Annotated in this window: 15 protein-coding genes; 9 read left to right on the top strand and 6 right to left on the bottom strand. The window is 67.5% G+C overall.

What is annotated here, in order from left to right:
• Positions 1-5 precede the first annotated feature (5 nt).
• From ACP2AH_RS18635 to ACP2AH_RS18615, 5 genes are all read left to right on the top strand, one after another.
• Complete coding sequence (locus tag ACP2AH_RS18635) at positions 6-782, top strand: creatininase (RefSeq protein ID WP_425107177.1); 777 nt, start codon at positions 6-8, stop codon at positions 780-782.
• A gap of 30 nt (positions 783-812) precedes the next feature.
• Positions 813-1,769 carry an agmatinase gene (gene speB, locus ACP2AH_RS18630; RefSeq protein ID WP_425107176.1) on the top strand — a complete coding sequence of 319 codons (957 nt, stop codon included), beginning with the start codon at positions 813-815 and terminating at the stop codon, positions 1,767-1,769.
• A complete protein-coding gene (speB, locus tag ACP2AH_RS18625; protein ID WP_425107175.1) occupies positions 1,769-2,725 on the top strand; it encodes an agmatinase in 957 nt (318 codons plus the stop codon). Before speB (ACP2AH_RS18630) ends, speB (ACP2AH_RS18625) begins: the two co-directional genes overlap by 1 nt.
• A gap of 81 nt (positions 2,726-2,806) precedes the next feature.
• Positions 2,807-3,295: a DNA starvation/stationary phase protection protein Dps gene (dps, locus tag ACP2AH_RS18620; RefSeq protein WP_425107174.1), complete on the top strand. Its 489-nt coding sequence runs from the start codon at positions 2,807-2,809 to the stop codon at positions 3,293-3,295.
• A 229-nt stretch (positions 3,296-3,524) separates the two neighbouring features.
• Positions 3,525-4,082, top strand: coding sequence for a MarR family winged helix-turn-helix transcriptional regulator (locus tag ACP2AH_RS18615; RefSeq protein WP_425107173.1), 558 nt, complete (start codon positions 3,525-3,527; stop codon positions 4,080-4,082).
• A 38-nt stretch (positions 4,083-4,120) separates the two neighbouring features.
• Here the strand turns inward: ACP2AH_RS18615 and ACP2AH_RS18610 are convergent, their stop codons facing one another.
• The 3 genes from ACP2AH_RS18610 to cckA all read right to left on the bottom strand — a co-directional run bounded on the left by ACP2AH_RS18610 (position 4,121) and on the right by cckA (position 10,065).
• Positions 4,121-5,749 carry an alpha-D-glucose phosphate-specific phosphoglucomutase gene (locus tag ACP2AH_RS18610; protein ID WP_425107172.1) on the bottom strand — a complete coding sequence of 543 codons (1,629 nt, stop codon included), beginning with the start codon at positions 5,747-5,749 and terminating at the stop codon, positions 4,121-4,123.
• 115 nt (positions 5,750-5,864) lie between these two features.
• A complete protein-coding gene (gene pgi / locus ACP2AH_RS18605; RefSeq protein ID WP_425107171.1) occupies positions 5,865-7,508 on the bottom strand; it encodes a glucose-6-phosphate isomerase in 1,644 nt (547 codons plus the stop codon).
• 31 nt (positions 7,509-7,539) lie between these two features.
• Positions 7,540-10,065, bottom strand: a complete 2,526-nt coding sequence (gene cckA / locus ACP2AH_RS18600; RefSeq protein ID WP_425107496.1) for a cell cycle histidine kinase CckA — start codon at positions 10,063-10,065, stop codon at positions 7,540-7,542.
• 258 nt (positions 10,066-10,323) lie between these two features.
• Here cckA and ACP2AH_RS18595 point away from each other — a divergent pair, with 258 nt between their 5' ends.
• Positions 10,324-11,742: a hypothetical protein gene (locus ACP2AH_RS18595; RefSeq protein ID WP_425107170.1), complete on the top strand. Its 1,419-nt coding sequence runs from the start codon at positions 10,324-10,326 to the stop codon at positions 11,740-11,742.
• Positions 11,743-11,855: 113 nt separating this feature from the next.
• Here ACP2AH_RS18595 and dksA read toward each other — a convergent pair whose 3' ends face one another.
• Positions 11,856-12,272 (bottom strand): RNA polymerase-binding protein DksA, encoded by a 417-nt coding sequence (gene dksA, locus ACP2AH_RS18590; RefSeq protein WP_126280180.1) that lies wholly within the window; start codon positions 12,270-12,272, stop codon positions 11,856-11,858.
• Between the two features lie 220 nt (positions 12,273-12,492).
• Complete coding sequence (locus tag ACP2AH_RS18585; RefSeq protein WP_425107169.1) at positions 12,493-13,359, bottom strand: MipA/OmpV family protein; 867 nt, start codon at positions 13,357-13,359, stop codon at positions 12,493-12,495.
• 177 nt (positions 13,360-13,536) lie between these two features.
• Here ACP2AH_RS18585 and ACP2AH_RS18580 point away from each other — a divergent pair, with 177 nt between their 5' ends.
• From ACP2AH_RS18580 to ACP2AH_RS18570, 3 genes are read left to right on the top strand one after another with little or no spacing between them, the layout of a single operon-like run.
• Positions 13,537-14,055 carry a SixA phosphatase family protein gene (locus ACP2AH_RS18580; RefSeq protein WP_425107168.1) on the top strand — a complete coding sequence of 173 codons (519 nt, stop codon included), beginning with the start codon at positions 13,537-13,539 and terminating at the stop codon, positions 14,053-14,055.
• Between the two features lie 2 nt (positions 14,056-14,057).
• Positions 14,058-15,521 (top strand): YcjX family protein, encoded by a 1,464-nt coding sequence (locus tag ACP2AH_RS18575; RefSeq protein ID WP_425107167.1) that lies wholly within the window; start codon positions 14,058-14,060, stop codon positions 15,519-15,521.
• A 22-nt stretch (positions 15,522-15,543) separates the two neighbouring features.
• Complete coding sequence (locus tag ACP2AH_RS18570) at positions 15,544-16,605, top strand: YcjF family protein (RefSeq protein WP_425107166.1); 1,062 nt, start codon at positions 15,544-15,546, stop codon at positions 16,603-16,605.
• Here the strand turns inward: ACP2AH_RS18570 and ACP2AH_RS18565 are convergent.
• Positions 16,596-16,916, bottom strand: coding sequence for a 2Fe-2S iron-sulfur cluster-binding protein (locus tag ACP2AH_RS18565; protein WP_307020019.1), 321 nt, complete (start codon positions 16,914-16,916; stop codon positions 16,596-16,598). The genes ACP2AH_RS18570 and ACP2AH_RS18565 overlap by 10 nt on opposite strands.
• Positions 16,917-17,035: the final 119 nt, after the last annotated feature.

The raw sequence follows: 17,035 nt of genomic DNA, 5'->3' as shown, positions 1-17,035 counted from the left end.
ACCGCATGGTCGACAGCGTACGTCTCGACGAACTCAGCTGGCCGGAATTCGCGGCGAAAATGGCCGCCGGCGCGCCGGTGTTCCTGCCGCTCGGCTCCACCGAGCAGCATGGCCCGCATCTTCCGCTCAATGTCGATGTCGTGCTGCCCACCGGGGTGTGCGAGCGCATCGCCCGCGAGGTGGGCGGCCTCGTCGCCCCCACCGTCGCCTATGGCTGCAAGTCGATGCCGCGCTCGGGCGGCGGCGAGCAGTTCCCCGGCACGCTGAGCGTCGATGCCCACACCTTCGCGCTGGTCGTGCGCGACGTGATCCGCAACCTTGTCCGCCAGGGCGTGCGGCGTCTGGTGGTGGTCAACGGCCATTACGAGAATCTCTGGCCATCGGTGGAAGGGCTGGACCTCGCCCGGCGCGAGATCGCCCGCGACGGCATCACCGACCTCACTGTGATGCGGTTGGAATATTGGGACTTCGCCCAGCGCGCGACGCTGGAGAGCATCTTCCCCGCCGGTTTCCCCGGCATCGAGCTGGAGCATGCCAGCCTGATGGAAACCTCGCTGATGCTGGTGCTGCGGCCCGATCTTGTGGAGATGGACAAGGCGCCTTCCGACGGCCCGGCGACCTTCCCGCCCTATGACCGCTTCCCGGTGCCGGACGATTTCGGCCTGCCGCCCTCCGGCGTGCTGGCGGTGGCCACCGGCTCGACCGTTGAAAAGGGCGAGGCGCTGATGGCCGATTACGTCACCCACATCTCCGCCGCCGTCCGCAAGGAGTTCGGGCTTTAGGCCCGAACATAGGCATCAGGTTCCGCCACCATGACCAACGCTTTCGAACCCCTCGATTCCGGCACCGTTCCCCGCTTCGCCGGGCTTCCCACCTTCATGCGCCTGCCGGTGGCCGAGCCCTCCCAGGTCGATATCGCCATCATCGGCGTGCCCTTCGACCTCGGCACCACCAACCGCGCCGGCACCCGCCACGGCCCGCGCGAATTGCGCAACCAGTCGAGCCTGATGCGCCGCGTGCACCACGTCACCGGCCTCTCGCCCTATGACCGCGCCCGCGTCGCCGATTGCGGCGATGTCATCATCGATCCCTTCGACCTGATGCGCTCGCTCGACATCATCACCGCCCATTATGAGGGCGTGCGCGCGGCGGGCGCGCTGCCGCTCACCGCCGGGGGCGACCACCTCATCAGCCTGCCGATCCTGCGCGGGCTGGCGAAAAGCGGCCCCGTGGGCCTCATCCAGTTTGATGCCCATTCCGACACCTATGACAGCTTCTTCAATGGCAGCCGCTACACCCACGGCACGCCATTCCGCCGCGCCATCGAGGAAGGCCTCGTCGACCCCAAGCGCTTCGTGCAGATCGGCCTGCGGGGCGCCATTTCCGACGCCGGCAATTACGACTATGCCCGTGAGATGGGCGTGCGCATCATCTTCATCGAGGAGTTCATGGAGCGTGGCGTCGCCGATGTGATGGCGGAAGCCCGTGCCATTGTCGGCGAAGCGCCGACCTATGTGACCTTCGACATTGACGGCATCGACCCCTCGCAGGCGCCGGGCACCGGCACACCGGAAATCGGCGGCTTCTCCACCCGCGAGGCGCAGCAGATGGTGCGCCTGCTCGACGGACTGGACATTATCGGCGCCGATCTCGTCGAAGTCGCCCCACCCTTCGACCCCTCCGGCCTCACGGCACTTACGGGCGCGACGATCATGTTCGAACTGCTCTGCGTGCTGGCAGGCGCCGTGGAAAAGAAGGGAACACGCTGATGGCCCATGGTTATGAGGGTGGCCGGCTCGATCTTCCCTTCGTCGGCATCTGCACGTTCGGCAAGTACCCGCTGCAGCTTGACTGGGACAAGATCGATGCCGATGTCGCCATTGTCGGCGCGCCGTTCGATCTCGGCACGCAATGGCGCTCGGGCGCCCGCTCGGGCCCACGCGCCATCCGCGAAGCCTCGACACTGTTCTCCTTCGGCCACGCAGGTGCTTACGATCACGAGGACGACGTCACCTACCTCGCGGCGGAGACCACCCGCATCGTCGATATCGGCGATGCGGACATGATCCACACCGACACCGAGGGCAGCCACGCCAATATTGAGCTGGCCGTGCGCAAGATCCTCGCCGCCGGCGCTCTCCCGGTCGTGCTCGGTGGCGATCATTCGATCAACATTCCCTGCATTGAGGCGTTCTCCGAGCAGGAGCCGATCCACATCGTCCAGTTCGACGCTCATCTCGACTTCGTCGACGAGCGCCACGGCGTGCGGCGCGGCCATGGCAACCCGCTGCGCCGCGCGGCGGAAAAGCCTTATGTCACTGGCCTCACCCAACTCGGCATCCGCAACGTCTCTTCCACCGCGCGCGAGGGCTATGAAGCAGCCCGCGCCATGGGCTCGGACATCCTGTCCGTGCGCCAGATCCGCAAGCTCGGCACGGAAGCGGTGCTGGCACGCATTCCCGCCGGCAAGCGCTATTACGTCACCATCGACATTGACGGTTTCGACCCCTCCATCGCGCCCGGCACCGGCACGCCGAGCCATGGTGGCTTCACCTACTACGAAGTGCTGGAACTGCTTGACGGACTGACCAAGCGCGGCACCGTCGCGGGTATCGACCTGGTCGAGGTGGCGCGGGAATATGACCCCGGCGGGGTCACCTCCATCCTCGCCGCCCAGTTGCTGCTCAACTTCATCGGCCGGATTCTTCACAACAGGGGCTCTTGAATACCGTTCGGCGCGGCCAATCTTGTCCCTTTTGGCGCCCGGCAGTGCCGCTGCCGGGCCGTCCGAGGAAGAGGGTTTCCCATGTCCGACCACAAGACCGCGAATGACGTTCCGTCCAATGCCAAGAAGGTCGCCATCGACCTGCTCAACGCCAATCTCGCCGCCGGCATCGACCTCGCGCTGGCGGTCAAGCAGGCGCATTGGAACCTGAAGGGCCCGCAATTCATCGCCGTGCATGAAATGCTCGACGGCTTCCGCACCGAGCTCGACGACCATAACGACACCATGGCCGAGCGTGTGGTGCAGCTGGGCGGCACCGCGCTGGGAACCACGCAGACCGTTGCCGACGGCACCCCGCTGAAAGCCTACCCGACCGACATCTACGCCATTCCCGACCATCTGGCGGCTCTGGCCGAGCGTTTCGGCGCGGTGGCGAACAATGTGCGCAAGGCGATCAGTGAATCCGATGACGCCGGCGACCCGACCACTGCCGACATCTTCACCGCCGCTTCGCGCTCCCTCGATAAAGCGCTTTGGTTTCTCGAATCGCATCTCGAAACCCCGCGCTGAGGTCCGCGCCCTGGCCGGGCAGGGATGAGGCCATCTCCCCCGGAACGTTTTGCAACGCTGCTCCGGTGCCACGACGGTTTTCCGTGGACCGGGGCACGCCTCTCATAAATCCGTTGGCGACCGCCGCATTTTCTCAATAATCTGCTGGCCACATCATCGGCGTCTGTTGCGTGACCGTTCGGGGACGGTCGCGAAATCAGTCATCGATTACGGGGATGGGGACACAGCTATGAGGTCGACTGCACGGAAAGCCGCCCAGGCAGCAGAGCTGGCGGGAGACTCCGACGCCTCGCAGACGGCCTTTCCGGCGGTCGCTTCGTTGGATGGGCCCGCAGGTGTCACCCAGGTCACCCCCTTGGACATCGGGCGGCTGATCGAGCGGGCCCATCGCCGGTTCCTCGATGTACTGCGCGCCGAGCTCACCCGCCTTGGCGTGGACGACATCAGCCCGTCGCAGGTGATGCTGCTGTTCAACATCGGCAATGACGAACTGTCCGTCCGCGACCTGCTGGAGCGCGGGCACTATCTCGGGTCGAACGCGTCCTACAATCTCAAGCAACTTGTTGATGCGGAATATGTGCATCGCGCCGCCTCGCAGCGCGACCGACGTTCGGCCCGGCTGCGACTGACGACGAAGGCGCAGGGCCTGTGTGACGCCATTCGCGCCACACATGACGGCCGACCCGCCGGCTCACAACCCGCACAGGATGATGAGAGTGATGAACTCACCATCGCCTATGGCGTCCTCCGGCGGCTGGAACTGCACTGGACGGGCGCTCTGCGGTAGCCAAGCGCCGTCGCCCCACGCCGGGCGTCGCTGCGCCGTCAGGTAATGACGGTCGGCGCGCTGCGCCCCGTGCGTCCCTCAATATCCGGCAAATCGCGAGCGATCTGAACCAGACCGGCGAGCGCGTCCTGGGTGTCGAGATCGTGCCGTGCGGCGTCGGGCTCGAAGCGTTCGAGATAGATACGCAGCGTCGCGCCAGCGGTCCCTGTCCCCGACAGGCGGTAGACGATCCGCGAGCCGTCGTCGAAGAATACGCGAATGCCCTGCTTCGTGGTCACCGAATCATCCACCGGGTCGCGGTAGGCAAAATCGTCGGCGCGCTCCACGGTGAGCCCGTTGATGACGGTGCCCGGCAGGTTCTCCAGCCGCGCCCGCAGATCGGCCATCAGCGCATCGGCGGCGGCGCTGTCGACTTCCTCGTAATCGTGCCGGGTGTAATAGTTGCGCCCATAGGCTTGCCAGTGCTCGGCAACGATGTCCGCGACACTCTGGCGGCGCACGGCGAGGATGTTGAGCCACATCAGCACGGCCCAAAGACCGTCCTTCTCGCGCACATGGTTGGAGCCGGTGCCGAAGCTCTCCTCCCCGCACACGGTGGCGAGCCCGGCGTCGAGCAGATTGCCGAAGAACTTCCAGCCCGTCGGCGTCTCGTAGCACGTGATGCCGAGCTTGGCGGCCACACGGTCAGCCGCCCCGCTGGTCGGCATGGAGCGGGCGATGCCGGTGATGCCCGCCTTGTAGCCGGGCGCGAGATGCGCGTTGGCGGCGATGATGGCGAGCGAATCCGAGGGCGTGACGAAGCGGCCGCGGCCGATGATCATGTTGCGGTCGCCATCGCCATCGGAAGCCGCACCGAACTCCGGCCCCTCCTCCGACATGACGAGGTCGCAGAGTTCCTTGGCGTGAACGAGGTTTGGGTCGGGGTGGTGGCCGCCGAAATCCGGCAGCGGCGTGCCGTGCATCACAGTGCCCGGGCGGGCGCCCAGCGTCTCCTCCAGAATCGCGGTGGCGTAAGGGCCCGTTACCGCGCTCATCGCATCGAAACGCATGGTGAAGCCGGACGCGAACAGGTCGCGGATAGCGTCGAAGTCGAACAGCGCACCCATCAGTTCCGCGTAGTCCTCGACGGGGTCGATGATATCGACCACCATGTCGCCGAGGCGGGTGATGCCGAGCGTATCGAGGTCGACGTCGTCGCCGTCCAGAATGCGGTACTCGCGGATCGTCTTGCTCCGCTCGAAGATCGCGTCGGTCACATGCTCCGGCGCCGGGCCGCCATTGCCAATATTGTACTTGATGCCGAAATCGCCTTCCGGCCCGCCGGGATTGTGGCTCGCTGAAAGGATGATGCCGCCAAACGCCTCGTGCTTGCGGATGACGCAGGAAGCCGCCGGCGTCGAGAGAATGCCCCCCTTGCCGACCAGCACCCGGCCGAAACCCGCCGCCGCCGCCATCTTGAGCACGATCTGGATCGCCTCGCGATTGTAGTAGCGCCCGTCGCCGCCGATCACGAGCGTCTCGCCCTCGAAAGCGTCGAGGCTATCGAACAGCGCCTGCACGAAATTCTCGATGTAGTGCGGCTGCTGGAACACCGGCACCTTCTTGCGCAGGCCCGACGTGCCCGGCTTCTGGCCCTCATACGGCGTAGTGGCGACGACGCGGATCATGCTCGCTCCCGGACTTTGCTCAACCCATCCCCGACAGCCGCAGCCACGCCGGGATCATTAGACGTTTGGGAAGAAGCCCGGTTCCCGAAAAGAGAACCGGGCCAGGGGTGGACCGTCACTTACGGACGAGATGGCGCAGCAGCCCCGCCGCCGAGGTCGAGACGCTGTCCGGCGCCACGCCGCTTTCCACCGCCGGCAGCAAGGTGCTGGCGAGTTCCTTGCCGAGTTCGACGCCCCACTGGTCGAAGCTGTTGATGTTCCACACCGCACCCTCGACGAACACGCGGTGCTCATACAGCGCGATGAGGCGCCCGAGCGTGTAGGGGTCGAGCGTCTCATAGGCGATCGTCACCGAGGGTCGGCTGCCGGTGAACACGCGGTGCGGGGCGATCTTGTCGGCGGTGGCCTCGTCACGGCCGGCGGCGAGAAGCTGCGCCTTGGCCTCTTCCAGCGAGCGCCCGCGCATCAGCGCCTCGGACTGGGCGAGGCAGTTGGCGATCAGCATGGCATGCTGACGCTTGAGGCCCGGCTCGGTCTCTTCGGCATGGCCCTTGGCGGCGATCAGGAACTCGACCGGGATCGGGCTGGTGCCCTGGTGGATGAGCTGGAAGAAGGCATGCTGGCCATTGGTCCCTGGCTCGCCCCACACCACAGGGCCGGTGTCATGCGCCACCGTCTTGCCGTCGAGCGTCACATGCTTGCCGTTGCTCTCCATGTCGAGCTGCTGGAGATAGGCCGGCAGTCGCGCCAGATGCTGGTCATATGGGATGACCGCGCGGGTGGCATAGCCGCACACGTCGCGGTGCCAGAGACCAACGAGAGCCAGCAGGACGGGGAGGTTCTTCTCCAGCGGCGCCGTGCGGAAATGCGTATCCATCGCATGGCCGCCGGCCAGGAAGCGGCGGAAATGCGACTCGCCCACCGCGATCATGACCGGCAGGCCGATGGCCGACCAAACCGAATAGCGCCCGCCGACCCAGTCCCAGAAGCCGAACACCCGGTCCGGCGCGATGCCGAACGCAGCAACCTTGTCGAGCGCGGTGGATACGGCCGCGAAATGGTTCGCCACCGCCGCCTCGCCCAGCGCCGCGACGATCCAGTGGCGGGCGCTGGCCGCGTTCGCCATCGTCTCCTGCGTGGTGAAGGTCTTGGAAGCGACGATGAACAGGGTGGACGCCGGATCGAGCCCCTTCACCGTGTCGTAGAGATGGGCGCCGTCGACATTGGAGACGTAATGCGCGCGCGGGCCGTCATGATACGGCGTCAGCGCGATGGTCGCCATGACCGGCCCCAGGTCCGAGCCGCCAATTCCGATATTCACCACATCGGTGATCGGCTTGCCGGTCCAGCCCTTGAGCGCGCCGGAGCGGATGCCTTCCGCAAAATGCGCCATGGCGGCGAGAACCGAAACGACATCGGCACGCACGTCCTGCCCGTCGACGACCAGCGGCGTCTCGCCGGGATCGCGCAGCGCGGTGTGCAGCACCGCCCGGTCCTCGGTGAGATTGATGTGCACGCCGGAGAACATCGCCTCGCGCTTGGCCTCGACCCCGGCGGTCCGGACAAGATTGAGCAGCAGGCCGAGCGTGTCCGCCGTCAGCGAGCATTTGGAGAAATCGAGCAGCATGTCCTCGAAAGAGGCGGAGAAGCGCGCGAAGCGGTCGGCATCAGCGGCGAAGAGGGCCGCCACCTTTTGCTCGGCGCGGGAAGCATGGTCGGCGGCCAGAGCCTTGAAGACATCCTCGGTCGCTGCGCTCATCTCATCCTCCAGACGGTCCCCTCGCGGGACATTACTCGGTACGGCCCGGCTCGCTCCGGCCCATGCTCGCCTTCACCGCCTCGATCAGCTGCTTGAGGGTGAACGGTTTCGGCAGGAAGCCGAAATCCGCGCCCTCCGGCAGATTCTTGGCGAAGGCCTCCTCGGCATAGCCCGACATGAATATCACCTTGATGTCGGGATGGCTGGGGCGCAACTCCTTCAACAGCGTCGGGCCATCCATTTCCGGCATCACCACGTCGGAAAGGATCAGTTCGACCTCGCCGGGATGCTGCGCCATCACTTCCAGCGCCTCGACACCGGAACCGGCCTCCAGCACGTGGTAGCCGCGCGAGGCCAGCGCCCGGGCGGCGAAGGCCCGTACAGCTTCCTCGTCCTCCACCAGCAAGAGCGTGCCGCGTCCCGTGAGGTCGGCGGCCTTCGCCGGGGCGTCGGGCTCGGGCGCACGCGGCGCCAATTCCGCGGCATCGGGCACATGGCGCGGCAGGAAGACACGGAACACCGAGCCGCGTCCGACCTCGCTCTCCACCTGCAGCGTGCCGCCCGTCTGCTTGACGATGCCATAGACGGTGGAGAGCCCAAGGCCCGTGCCCTTGCCGACTTCCTTGGTGGAGAAGAAGGGCTCGAAGATCTTGTCGAGAATGTCAGGCGGAATGCCAGTGCCGGTGTCGGCCACCTCCACCAGCACATGGTCGGCCTCCGGCAGACCGGCCTCGGCGTAGGAAGCGGCCTGCGCGGCGCTGACATTCGCGGTGCGGATGGCGAGCGTGCCGCCGGCCGGCATGGCGTCGCGGGCATTGACGGCCAGATTGACGATGACCTGCTCGAACTGGTTGAGGTCGGCCTTCACCGGCCACAGGTCACGTCCTTCCTTAACCTCCAGCTTGATGGTCTCGCCGAGCAGGCGGCGCAGCAGCATGGTGAGGTCGCTCATCACGTCTCCGAGCCGCAGCACCTGCGGGCGCAGCGTCTGGCGGCGCGAGAAGGCGAGTAGCTGGCGCACCAGCCCCGCCGCGCGATTGGCGTTCTGCTTGATCTGCATCACGTCCTGGAAGGACGGATCGGTGGGGCGCGCATTGGCCAGCAGCAGGTCCGAATAACCGATGATGGCGGTCAGCACATTGTTGAAATCATGCGCCACGCCGCCGGCGAGTTGGCCGACCGCCTGCATCTTCTGCGACTGGGCGAATTGGGCTTCCAGCGCTCGCTGCTCGGTGGTCTCGATGACATAGACGATCGCCGCCTCGCGTGCGGCGCCGCCATCCTCCACCGACGCGAAATAGAAGCGCGCCGACCGCCCGCCCTCGCGCTCCAGCACGATATCGAGCGGTGCCGATGGCGCCTGCCCCTGCACCGCCGCCGTCAACGCGCCCCGCAGCGGCGCGCGGGCCGGCTCGGGCACGAGATCGACAATGTGCCGCCGCTCATCCTCGCGGCCGCCGAACAGCCGGGCGAACATCGCATTGGCACGCACGACGCGGCCTTCGGCATCGACCTCGGCAATTGCGATGGGCGAATTGTGGAAGAACCGCGCGAACCGCACCTCGGCCGCGCGGGCGGGATCGGCGGCATTGTCCTCGCGCGAGCGGTTGACCACCAGCGTACGCGAGGCGCCCGGCGTGCCGTCGGAGGCATAGGCGACGCGGTGCCAGAGGCGGACCGGAAGAGGCTGACCATTCTTGCGCCGCAAGTCGAGGTCGAGCACCTCGGTTCGCACACCGCCAGGAAGCGGCGCCATACCCGTGAGCAGCGCCGCCGCCGGCCCCGGCACGATGTCGCCGACCGTGAGCCCGCCGGGGCCGAATTCGGCGAGGTCGTAGCCGAGCCAATCCACCAGCGTGGCGTTAATGTAATGAATGGCCCCGCCGGCCGCCGAGAAGAAGCCGGCCGGGGCGTGGTCGAGATAGTCGATGGCGTGCTGCAGTTCGAGAAACGCGCTCTCCTGCCGCTCCCGCTCGCGTGTCAGGTCGCTCACCGTCCACACGGCACAACGCACGCCCTTCCCCGCCGCCGCCGGGCGGGCGCCGAGGCGGAGCCAGCGCACCGGCTGGCCGGGAACCGCATGACGCACCTCCTCGACGGAGGCACGCCCCTCGCGCACGCTTTGGGCGAGGCGATAGACCGCCTCCGACACATCGGGGTCGCTGGTGAACAGCCGCTCGACCGGCCGCGCTTCCACAAGGGAAGCCGCGCCCGTGATCTCGCAATAGCGCGGATTGGCATAAAGCACCCGCCCCAGCGTATCGACGATGCTGACGCCCTCGGGACCGCTATCGACGATTCGCCGCGCCAGCTCGTCGCGCAGGTCCGGCGCGCCGAAGCGCAGCAGGCCCGCCGCATAGGCGAACAGGGCGAATACGCCGACGACCGCAAGGACGGTCAGCAGTCCGATGATCCACGGGTCGGCCCGGTCGCGGCCCAACAGCAGCAGCGACACCACCGCGCCGACCAGCGCGAGCGCAACAAGCAGCACCAGCCGGATGCTGCCGCCGATCTCGGTCCGGTCGAGGGTGGGATCGTCGCGTCCGCCGTCCGCCATGTTCAAGCCAGAAGCCTTCCGCTACCGCCGCCGACGCCGCGCAGCGAGGCGATTCAACCTGTCCTTCTTGGTGCCTGACCCGCTCCCCCGGGGCAAGGCCCGATTGGGCTTATCCGCCGCACGCAGCGATCTAAGCCGTGCACCGGACGGCGGAATTGAGGCCGGGACTTGCCGGAAGGGCCCTGACGCGACACAAAGGACGCATGTGATCGGTCTGTGCGACGCCAGCGCAGGCCCGCCCTGCAGGAGATGTGGCGCATGATGGATGTACTGTCCGGTCTCGGACCCTACACCGTACCGATCCTCGCCCTTGCCGGGTTGATCGTGCTGGCGGGCCTCGTGGTGTGGCTGGGCCGCCTGACACGGCGCAACCGGAGCCAGCGCATGGTCGCCGGTCACCGGCTGGCCGTCATCGACCATATCCAGATCGACGAAACCCGCCGCCTCGTGCTGATCCAGCGCGACGATGTCCAGCATCTGGTCGTGCTCGGCGGGGGCAGCGACTTCCTGGTGGAGAGCGGCATTGCCGCCGTCCACGCCCGGGCGCCGCAACACCCTCCCCTGGCCGCGCGGGCAGTCGACCCGGCGCGCGCGCCCGAGCCGGCACGGCTGCCGGAGACCGCACCGCATCACGAGCCGTTGCGCGCCGAGCCGATGCGGACCCCGGACCAACCGCCGCTCGATCCTCACCGTTTCGACCCTCCGCGGGCCGGCGATCCTCACCGCCCCTCCCCGCGAACCGAACCTCTGCGCGAACCGCGCCCCTCCCGCGAGACACCGCCGCCGCCTGCGAACGCCGCGCGTGCGCCGCGCGCCACGCCCTTGCCCCCCGAAGCGCGCGGGCCTGTGGATCCGCGCCCGCCGATGATCTCGCGCGGCCCGGCCCGCGACATCGGTGCGGAACCCGCTCCTCTTCCGCCCGGTCCGGCAATTTCGCCGGCGCCGGTCGCCGGTCCGCCCTTTGCCCGCCGCCCACTGGAACCGCGCGTGCCCGAGATGGCGGAGGCTCCTCGCACGTCGTCGTTGCTGGCCCCGCTGCCCCACGCGCCGGGCGCCGGTTCGGTCGCGACCCGCGCCGAACCTGTTGTTGGCGCTTCCGAGCCTGACACCGGCGCGCGGATCACTGTGAAGGTCGACCCGCTGTTTGCCGGCATGGCCGAGCATCTGGAGGAGACGCTGCGGCGTCCGCCCGTGGCCGACGCCGAGCCTGTTCGGCCGCCAGTTGCCGCCTCGCCTCTCGGTTCGCCGGCTTTCGAACGCGCGCTGGAAAAGGCGATCGACCGGCCGGGGCGTTCCGCCACGCCGGCGGCCCACCCGGCGCCGGCGCCTCATGCGGCGATGCCTGTCCATGCGGCGCCCTCCGCGCCCGTCGCCTCCCCTCCCGTAGTCGCGGGACCCGTGGCGGAAATGGCGCCCGTTCCGCCCACGCGGGCACCGCTGACCGGGGCACCGCTCGTCAAGCCGCCCATCGGGGCGGTCGATGCGGCGGCGCCGGAGGTGCGCCTGGACACCAATGCGGAGAATGCGCCCGCCGTGCCCGCGGCGTCGGCCCGGGCGATCGACATGTTCGCCCCGGAAATCCGGCTGCCCGATGAGGCCACACCCCGTCCCGGTGAGGAAGTGGACCTGTTCGAGGAGGAAATGGCGAGCCTCCTGGGCCGCAACCGCCGCCCCTGAACCGCAGGATGCCATATCGAACAAAGGAAAAGGGCGGCCCGTCATCCGGGCCGCCCTTTTCATATCCTCGCCGCCCTCTCAACGAGGCCGGCAGATAGGCGATCGCATCAATCCTAGTCGTCGCGATAGACGCGCTCCCGGCGCTCATGCCGCTCCTGCGCTTCGATAGACAGTGTCGCGATCGGACGGGCCTCAAGGCGCTTGAGCGAAATCGGCTCGCCGGTCTCCTCGCAATAACCGTAGGAGCCGTCATCGATCCGTTCCAGCGCGGATTCGATCTTCGCGATCAGCTTGCGTTGCCGGTCGCGAGCCCGCAGCTCGATGGCGCGGTCGGTTTCCGACGAGGCGCGGTCGGCAATATCCGGGTGGTTCTGATTCTCGTCCTGAAGGTGCTGAAGCGTCTCTTTCGCCTCGCGCAGGATGTCTTCCTTCCACTGCAGCAGCTTGTGGCGGAAATACTCCCGCTGCCGCTCATTCATGAAAGGCTCGTCCTCGCGGGGGCGGTACTCTTGGTCGATCTCAACCGACATCGGCCTTGGTCCTCGTTTTCCGGGGGCACCCCTATCGGGGGCAGCTTATATCGCCACGCCCCGCGCCGCACAACACCTCACAGCGTCATGCGCTCGACACAAAATGCCGGATTTTTCAGCAGGTTGAGCGCCCAAACGAGGCAGGGAGCCGTCACGGCTCCAAGACGCGGAGGATCTCCGCGCCGCCAGGGGAAGCGCGCCGGTAACCCGGCCCGCGCTACTACTCGAAACCGAGGAAGAACGTATAGGCGAGCGAGACACCGGCCTGGAACTGGTTGCGGTCGCCGTTCTGCACAACGAGCGGGCTGTCAGCCGCGTCGTCCATAAGATATTTGTACTCGGCGAAGATCGAACCGGTGATGTTCTCGGTGAAGCGCTTCACCACCTGCCCACCGAAGCCCACCGAATAGATACCGCCACCGGCCTTGTAGGGCGTCAGCGGATTGCCGAGCGCCTGGGCGAACGTCGCCTCGGCCGGGGTGATTCCGTAATAAGTGTCGGTATAGCCCGAGCTGGCCAGCGTCATGCGCGGGCCGGCCGAGAGGGTAACGCCCCAGAGTTCCGGGCTGAAATGAATGGCGTCCACAGCGAAGTCCGCCACCACGCCCTCGAAGCCGCCGAAGCCATAACGGACATCGCCGCGCAGGCGCAGCCAGTCCATCGGGAACCACTGGGCGTAGCCGCCGACCTGGTAGGCATAGTCGATGTTGGACATGCCGCGCAGGGCATAAGAGCTGGACGAGTCCCGCTTCCAGGTCATCGTGCCGGTGATACCGGCCTCGAACACGCCGTTGTCGAACAGCGCGATGCTCGGATTGTCGTTGAAGCTCTTGAATTCGCTGAGCCGGTCCGCGCGGTTGATGCTGATGATCGGCTTGAAGCCGAATTCATAGTCGTCCGAGCCCATCCAGGTCGGCACACCCATCACATAGCCGCCCAGCGTCACCGTCCACTGACGGTCGCGCGATTCGGCGGGGGCATAGGTGGGGTCACCCTTATAGGACATGTCGGCGGCCTGAGCGATCGACGCCGAAAGACCGAGCGCCCCCGCAACAACCACGACACTCGCGAAGCCGACTGACCGCATTGAACCCATCCTATGAAACCGACAGCCTCTTCCTTACCGCAGGTTAGCACGCAAGTGGTTGCCGAAAAGTCACTTAATGCCCGTCAATCATTAAGGCGGCAGCGCGTGCGGATACTCGCACCGCCGGATTTCGCACCTATATGTCCGTTACGTCCCCTCCTCCGCTCATGGATTATGATGCTGCGCCTCATCCTTCTGCGTCACGCCAAGTCCGCCTGGCCGGACGGGGTCGCCGACATCGACCGCCCCCTGGCCCCGCGTGGCCTGCGCGCCGCCACCGCCATCGGCGCCTACATGGCGCAGGAGGAACTGCTTCCCGCCCGCATCTTCGTCTCGCCCGCACGTCGCACCATTGAGACCTGGGAGATTGTGAGCAGCGACTGGCCGGCGCACCCGCTGCCCGCCTATGAGCGCAGCATCTATGAAGCGCCCGCCGCCAATCTGATGCGTCTCGTCACCGCGCAGAACGAGGCGTCGCCCCTGATGCTCGTCGGACACAATCCCGGCATGGAGGACTTCACCACGCTGCTCCTGCGCCGCGAGCAGCGGGCCAAGGTTCTGCCGAAATTTCCCACAGGTGCCTTTGCGGTCATCGACGTGCCGGTGGCGAACTGGACCGAGGTTGAGCCTGGCATCGGCACGCTGGAACGATTCGTCACGCCGCGTGCGCTCGGGGTGGCGAAGGAGAAGGACTAGCCGTGGCCTCCCGCCTTGACTGGCTGCTCGACGAGGCGCGCCTCACCGCGCAGACCCTGATCGACCGCGCCGAGGACCTCGCCAGCCCGACGCTGCGGCTCGGCATCACTGGCCTGTCGCGGGCGGGCAAGACGGTGTTCACCACGGCGCTGATCCATGCGCTGATGCGCGGCGGGCGTTTGCCGGTCTTCCGCGCCATGCATGAGGGACGCATCGCGACCGCAAGGCTGGAGCCGCAGCCCGACGACGGGGTGCCGCGCTTCGATTATGAGGGGCATCTGGCAACCCTGGTGGACGACCGCCGCTGGCCGGAATCGACACGGCGCATCAGCGAGTTGCGCCTGGCCATCGACTACGCTCCCGCGCGCGGCGGGCGCCGGACCCTCACACTCGACATCGTCGACTATCCCGGCGAGTGGCTGCTCGACCTGCCGCTGCTCGATCAGTCCTTTGCCGATTTCGCCCGCCAAAGCCTCGCCCTCGCCCATGCGCCCGCCCGCCGTCCGCTCGCCGGCCCGTTCCTGGCGGCGCTGGCGGCGACGGACCCGTCCGCCCCGGCGGATGAGACCGAGGCCCGGAAGCTCGCGGCGCTGTTCACGGACTATCTCGCCGCGTGCCGGGCCGAGACCGTGTCGATGAGCCTGCTGCCGCCGGGGCGCTTCCTCATGCCGGGGGACCTCGAAGGCTCGCCCGCCCTCACCTTCGCTCCGCTCGACCTTGCCGAAGGTACGGAGGCCCCTTCCGGCTCGCTGCATGCGATGATGGAGCGTCGCTTCGAAGCCTATAAGGAACGCATCGTCCGCCCATTCTTCCGCGATCATTTCGCCCGGCTCGACCGGCAGATCGTGCTCATCGACGTGCTCTCCGCGCTCAATGCCGGGCCGGCGGCGCTGGCCGACCTCGAATCGGCGCTGGACGGCATCCTCGCGGCCTTCCGCATCGGGCGGAACTCATGGCTCTCCGCCCTTTTCCGCCATCGCATCGGCAAGGTAATGTTCGCCGCCACCAAGGCCGACCATCTGCACCACACCAGCCACGATCCCTTGGAGGCGATCCTGCGCCGGCTGGTGGAGCGGGCGCTGGCGCGGGCGGAAAGCGCGGGGGCGGATATCGACGTGGTGGCACTCGCCGCCGTGCGGGCGACGCGCGAGGCGATGGTGAAGCGCGGGCGGGCGCATCTGCCGGCCATTGTCGGCGTACCGGAGGCCGGCCAGCACGGCGCCGACGAATTCGACGGGCTGGCGGAGGCCGCCGTTTTCCCCGGCGACCTGCCGGAGAACCCTTCCGCCCTGTTCGATCCCGCCCATGGCTTCAGCGGTCTGTCGGACGCGGCAGGCGGTGATTTCCGCTTCCTGCGCTTCCGTCCACCGCTGGTCGCGCGCAATGCGGAGACTCTCGCGCTGCCGCTTCCCCATATTCGTCTCGATCGCGCGCTGGAATTCCTCCTCGGCGACCGACTGAAATAGAGCCGGCTGGACAGGGACACTTATGAGCGACCGCACCCCTCGCCGCCCGCAAGCCTTCCGTCTCGACGATCCCGGCGTCGTGCTGGCCGAAGACGGCCGCGCCGTGCCGCGCGGCGCCGTCGTGGTCACGCCCACGACGGCCGAAGCGCTAGAGGAGATTACCCCGCTGCCGCCGGCCCCGCCGAAGACGTCGCGCTGGGGCCAGCTGTTCTGGGCGGGGCTCGGCGGTCTGGTCAGCCTCGGAGCCGGACTGGCGGTGACGAAGCTGGTCGAAGACCTGTTCGCCCGTGCAGACTGGCTCGGCTATGTCGGTCTGGCTTTCGCGCTGGCTCTGGCGCTGGCCAGCCTCGCCATTCTAACGCGCGAGGCCTTCGGGCTCATCCGCCTGCGCACGCTCAACCACCTGCGCGAGCAGGCGGCGGAAGCGCTGGCGAAGGATGATCGGCGGCTCGCCGACTCGGTGACGAGCCAGTTGCTCGCCATCGCCGCGACCTCGCCGCGCCTGTTCCGCGCCCGCACCGAACTCTCGGGCCATCTCGACGCCATCATCGATGGCGCCGATCTGATCCGCCTTACCGAGCGCCAGCTGATGGCACCGCTCGACGCCGAGGCGACGCAATTGGTGTCCAACGCCGCCAAGCGCGTCTCGGTGGTCACCGCCGTCTCGCCCCGGGCGGCGGTGGATCTCATCTTCGTGCTGGTGACGGCCATCGGCCTCGTGCGACGGCTGGCGCAGCTTTATGGCGGACGCCCCGGCGCGCTCGGAATGGTGCGGCTTTTTCGCCAGGTGGTCACCCATCTCGCCGTGACCGGCGGCATGGCGGCAGGCGATTCACTGGTTCAGCAGGTCGTCGGCCATGGCATCGCCGCCAAACTCTCGGCACGGCTGGGCGAGGGCGTGGTGAACGGCCTGCTCACCGCGCGGCTTGGCATAGCGGCCATTGAGGTGACACGCCCCCTGCCCTTCGTCGCCCTGCGGGCACCGGCGCTCAGCGACGTCGCTTCCGGCCTCATCAACCGCAGCACGACGAAGGAAACCGTAAGCGAAGGCGCAAAGCCTCCGCCGGGAACCGCTCAGCCCTGATTTTCCGGCGTGCGCACGACCAGCCCGTCAAGCGCCTCGGTCACCTTGATCTGGCAGGACAGACGCGAGGTGGGGCGCACGTCGGAGGCGAAGTCGAGCATGTCCTCCTCCATGGGGCCCGGCTCTCCGGTGGCGGCTTGCCATGCTTCGTCCACATAGACGTGACAGGTCGCACAGGCACAGGCGCCGCCGCATTCGGCGTCGATTCCCGGCACGCCGTTGCGGATCGCCGCTTCCATTACGGTGGCGCCGAGGGCGGCCTCAACGGAGCGCTCGGTGCCGGCGGCGTCGATAAAGGTGATCTTGGGCATGGGGCTTCAGCGATTTGGAATGACTTCAGGAAGGTCCGCCCTAGATAACGGTGTGACGCGCCGAACGCCAGCCGGCTCATGCCTCGGCCCCGGAGTTTGGCCGCAGCCCGATTCGCGGA

The sequence above is a fragment of the Ancylobacter sp. genome, from assembly GCF_965249975.1.
Taxonomy (GTDB): domain Bacteria; phylum Pseudomonadota; class Alphaproteobacteria; order Rhizobiales; family Xanthobacteraceae; genus Ancylobacter.
Note: the sequence above shows the minus strand (reverse complement) of the source record. Positions and strands in the feature narration are given on the sequence as shown.

Bases quoted from the DNA above. Each gene is read 5' to 3' on its own strand.
- ACP2AH_RS18635 (WP_425107177.1), top strand. From the start codon at position 6: ATGGTCGACAGCGTACGTCTCGACGAACTCAGCTGGCCGGAATTCGCG.
- speB (WP_425107176.1), top strand. From the start codon at position 813: ATGACCAACGCTTTCGAACCCCTCGATTCCGGCACCGTTCCCCGCTTC.
- speB (WP_425107175.1), top strand. From the start codon at position 1,769: ATGGCCCATGGTTATGAGGGTGGCCGGCTCGATCTTCCCTTCGTCGGC.
- dps (WP_425107174.1), top strand. From the start codon at position 2,807: ATGTCCGACCACAAGACCGCGAATGACGTTCCGTCCAATGCCAAGAAG.
- ACP2AH_RS18615 (WP_425107173.1), top strand. From the start codon at position 3,525: ATGAGGTCGACTGCACGGAAAGCCGCCCAGGCAGCAGAGCTGGCGGGA.
- ACP2AH_RS18610 (WP_425107172.1), bottom strand. From the start codon at position 5,749: ATGATCCGCGTCGTCGCCACTACGCCGTATGAGGGCCAGAAGCCGGGC.
- pgi (WP_425107171.1), bottom strand. From the start codon at position 7,508: ATGAGCGCAGCGACCGAGGATGTCTTCAAGGCTCTGGCCGCCGACCAT.
- cckA (WP_425107496.1), bottom strand. From the start codon at position 10,065: ATGGCGGACGGCGGACGCGACGATCCCACCCTCGACCGGACCGAGATC.
- ACP2AH_RS18595 (WP_425107170.1), top strand. From the start codon at position 10,324: ATGATGGATGTACTGTCCGGTCTCGGACCCTACACCGTACCGATCCTC.
- dksA (WP_126280180.1), bottom strand. From the start codon at position 12,272: ATGTCGGTTGAGATCGACCAAGAGTACCGCCCCCGCGAGGACGAGCCT.
- ACP2AH_RS18585 (WP_425107169.1), bottom strand. From the start codon at position 13,359: ATGCGGTCAGTCGGCTTCGCGAGTGTCGTGGTTGTTGCGGGGGCGCTC.
- ACP2AH_RS18580 (WP_425107168.1), top strand. From the start codon at position 13,537: ATGCTGCGCCTCATCCTTCTGCGTCACGCCAAGTCCGCCTGGCCGGAC.
- ACP2AH_RS18570 (WP_425107166.1), top strand. From the start codon at position 15,544: ATGAGCGACCGCACCCCTCGCCGCCCGCAAGCCTTCCGTCTCGACGAT.
- ACP2AH_RS18565 (WP_307020019.1), bottom strand. From the start codon at position 16,916: ATGCCCAAGATCACCTTTATCGACGCCGCCGGCACCGAGCGCTCCGTT.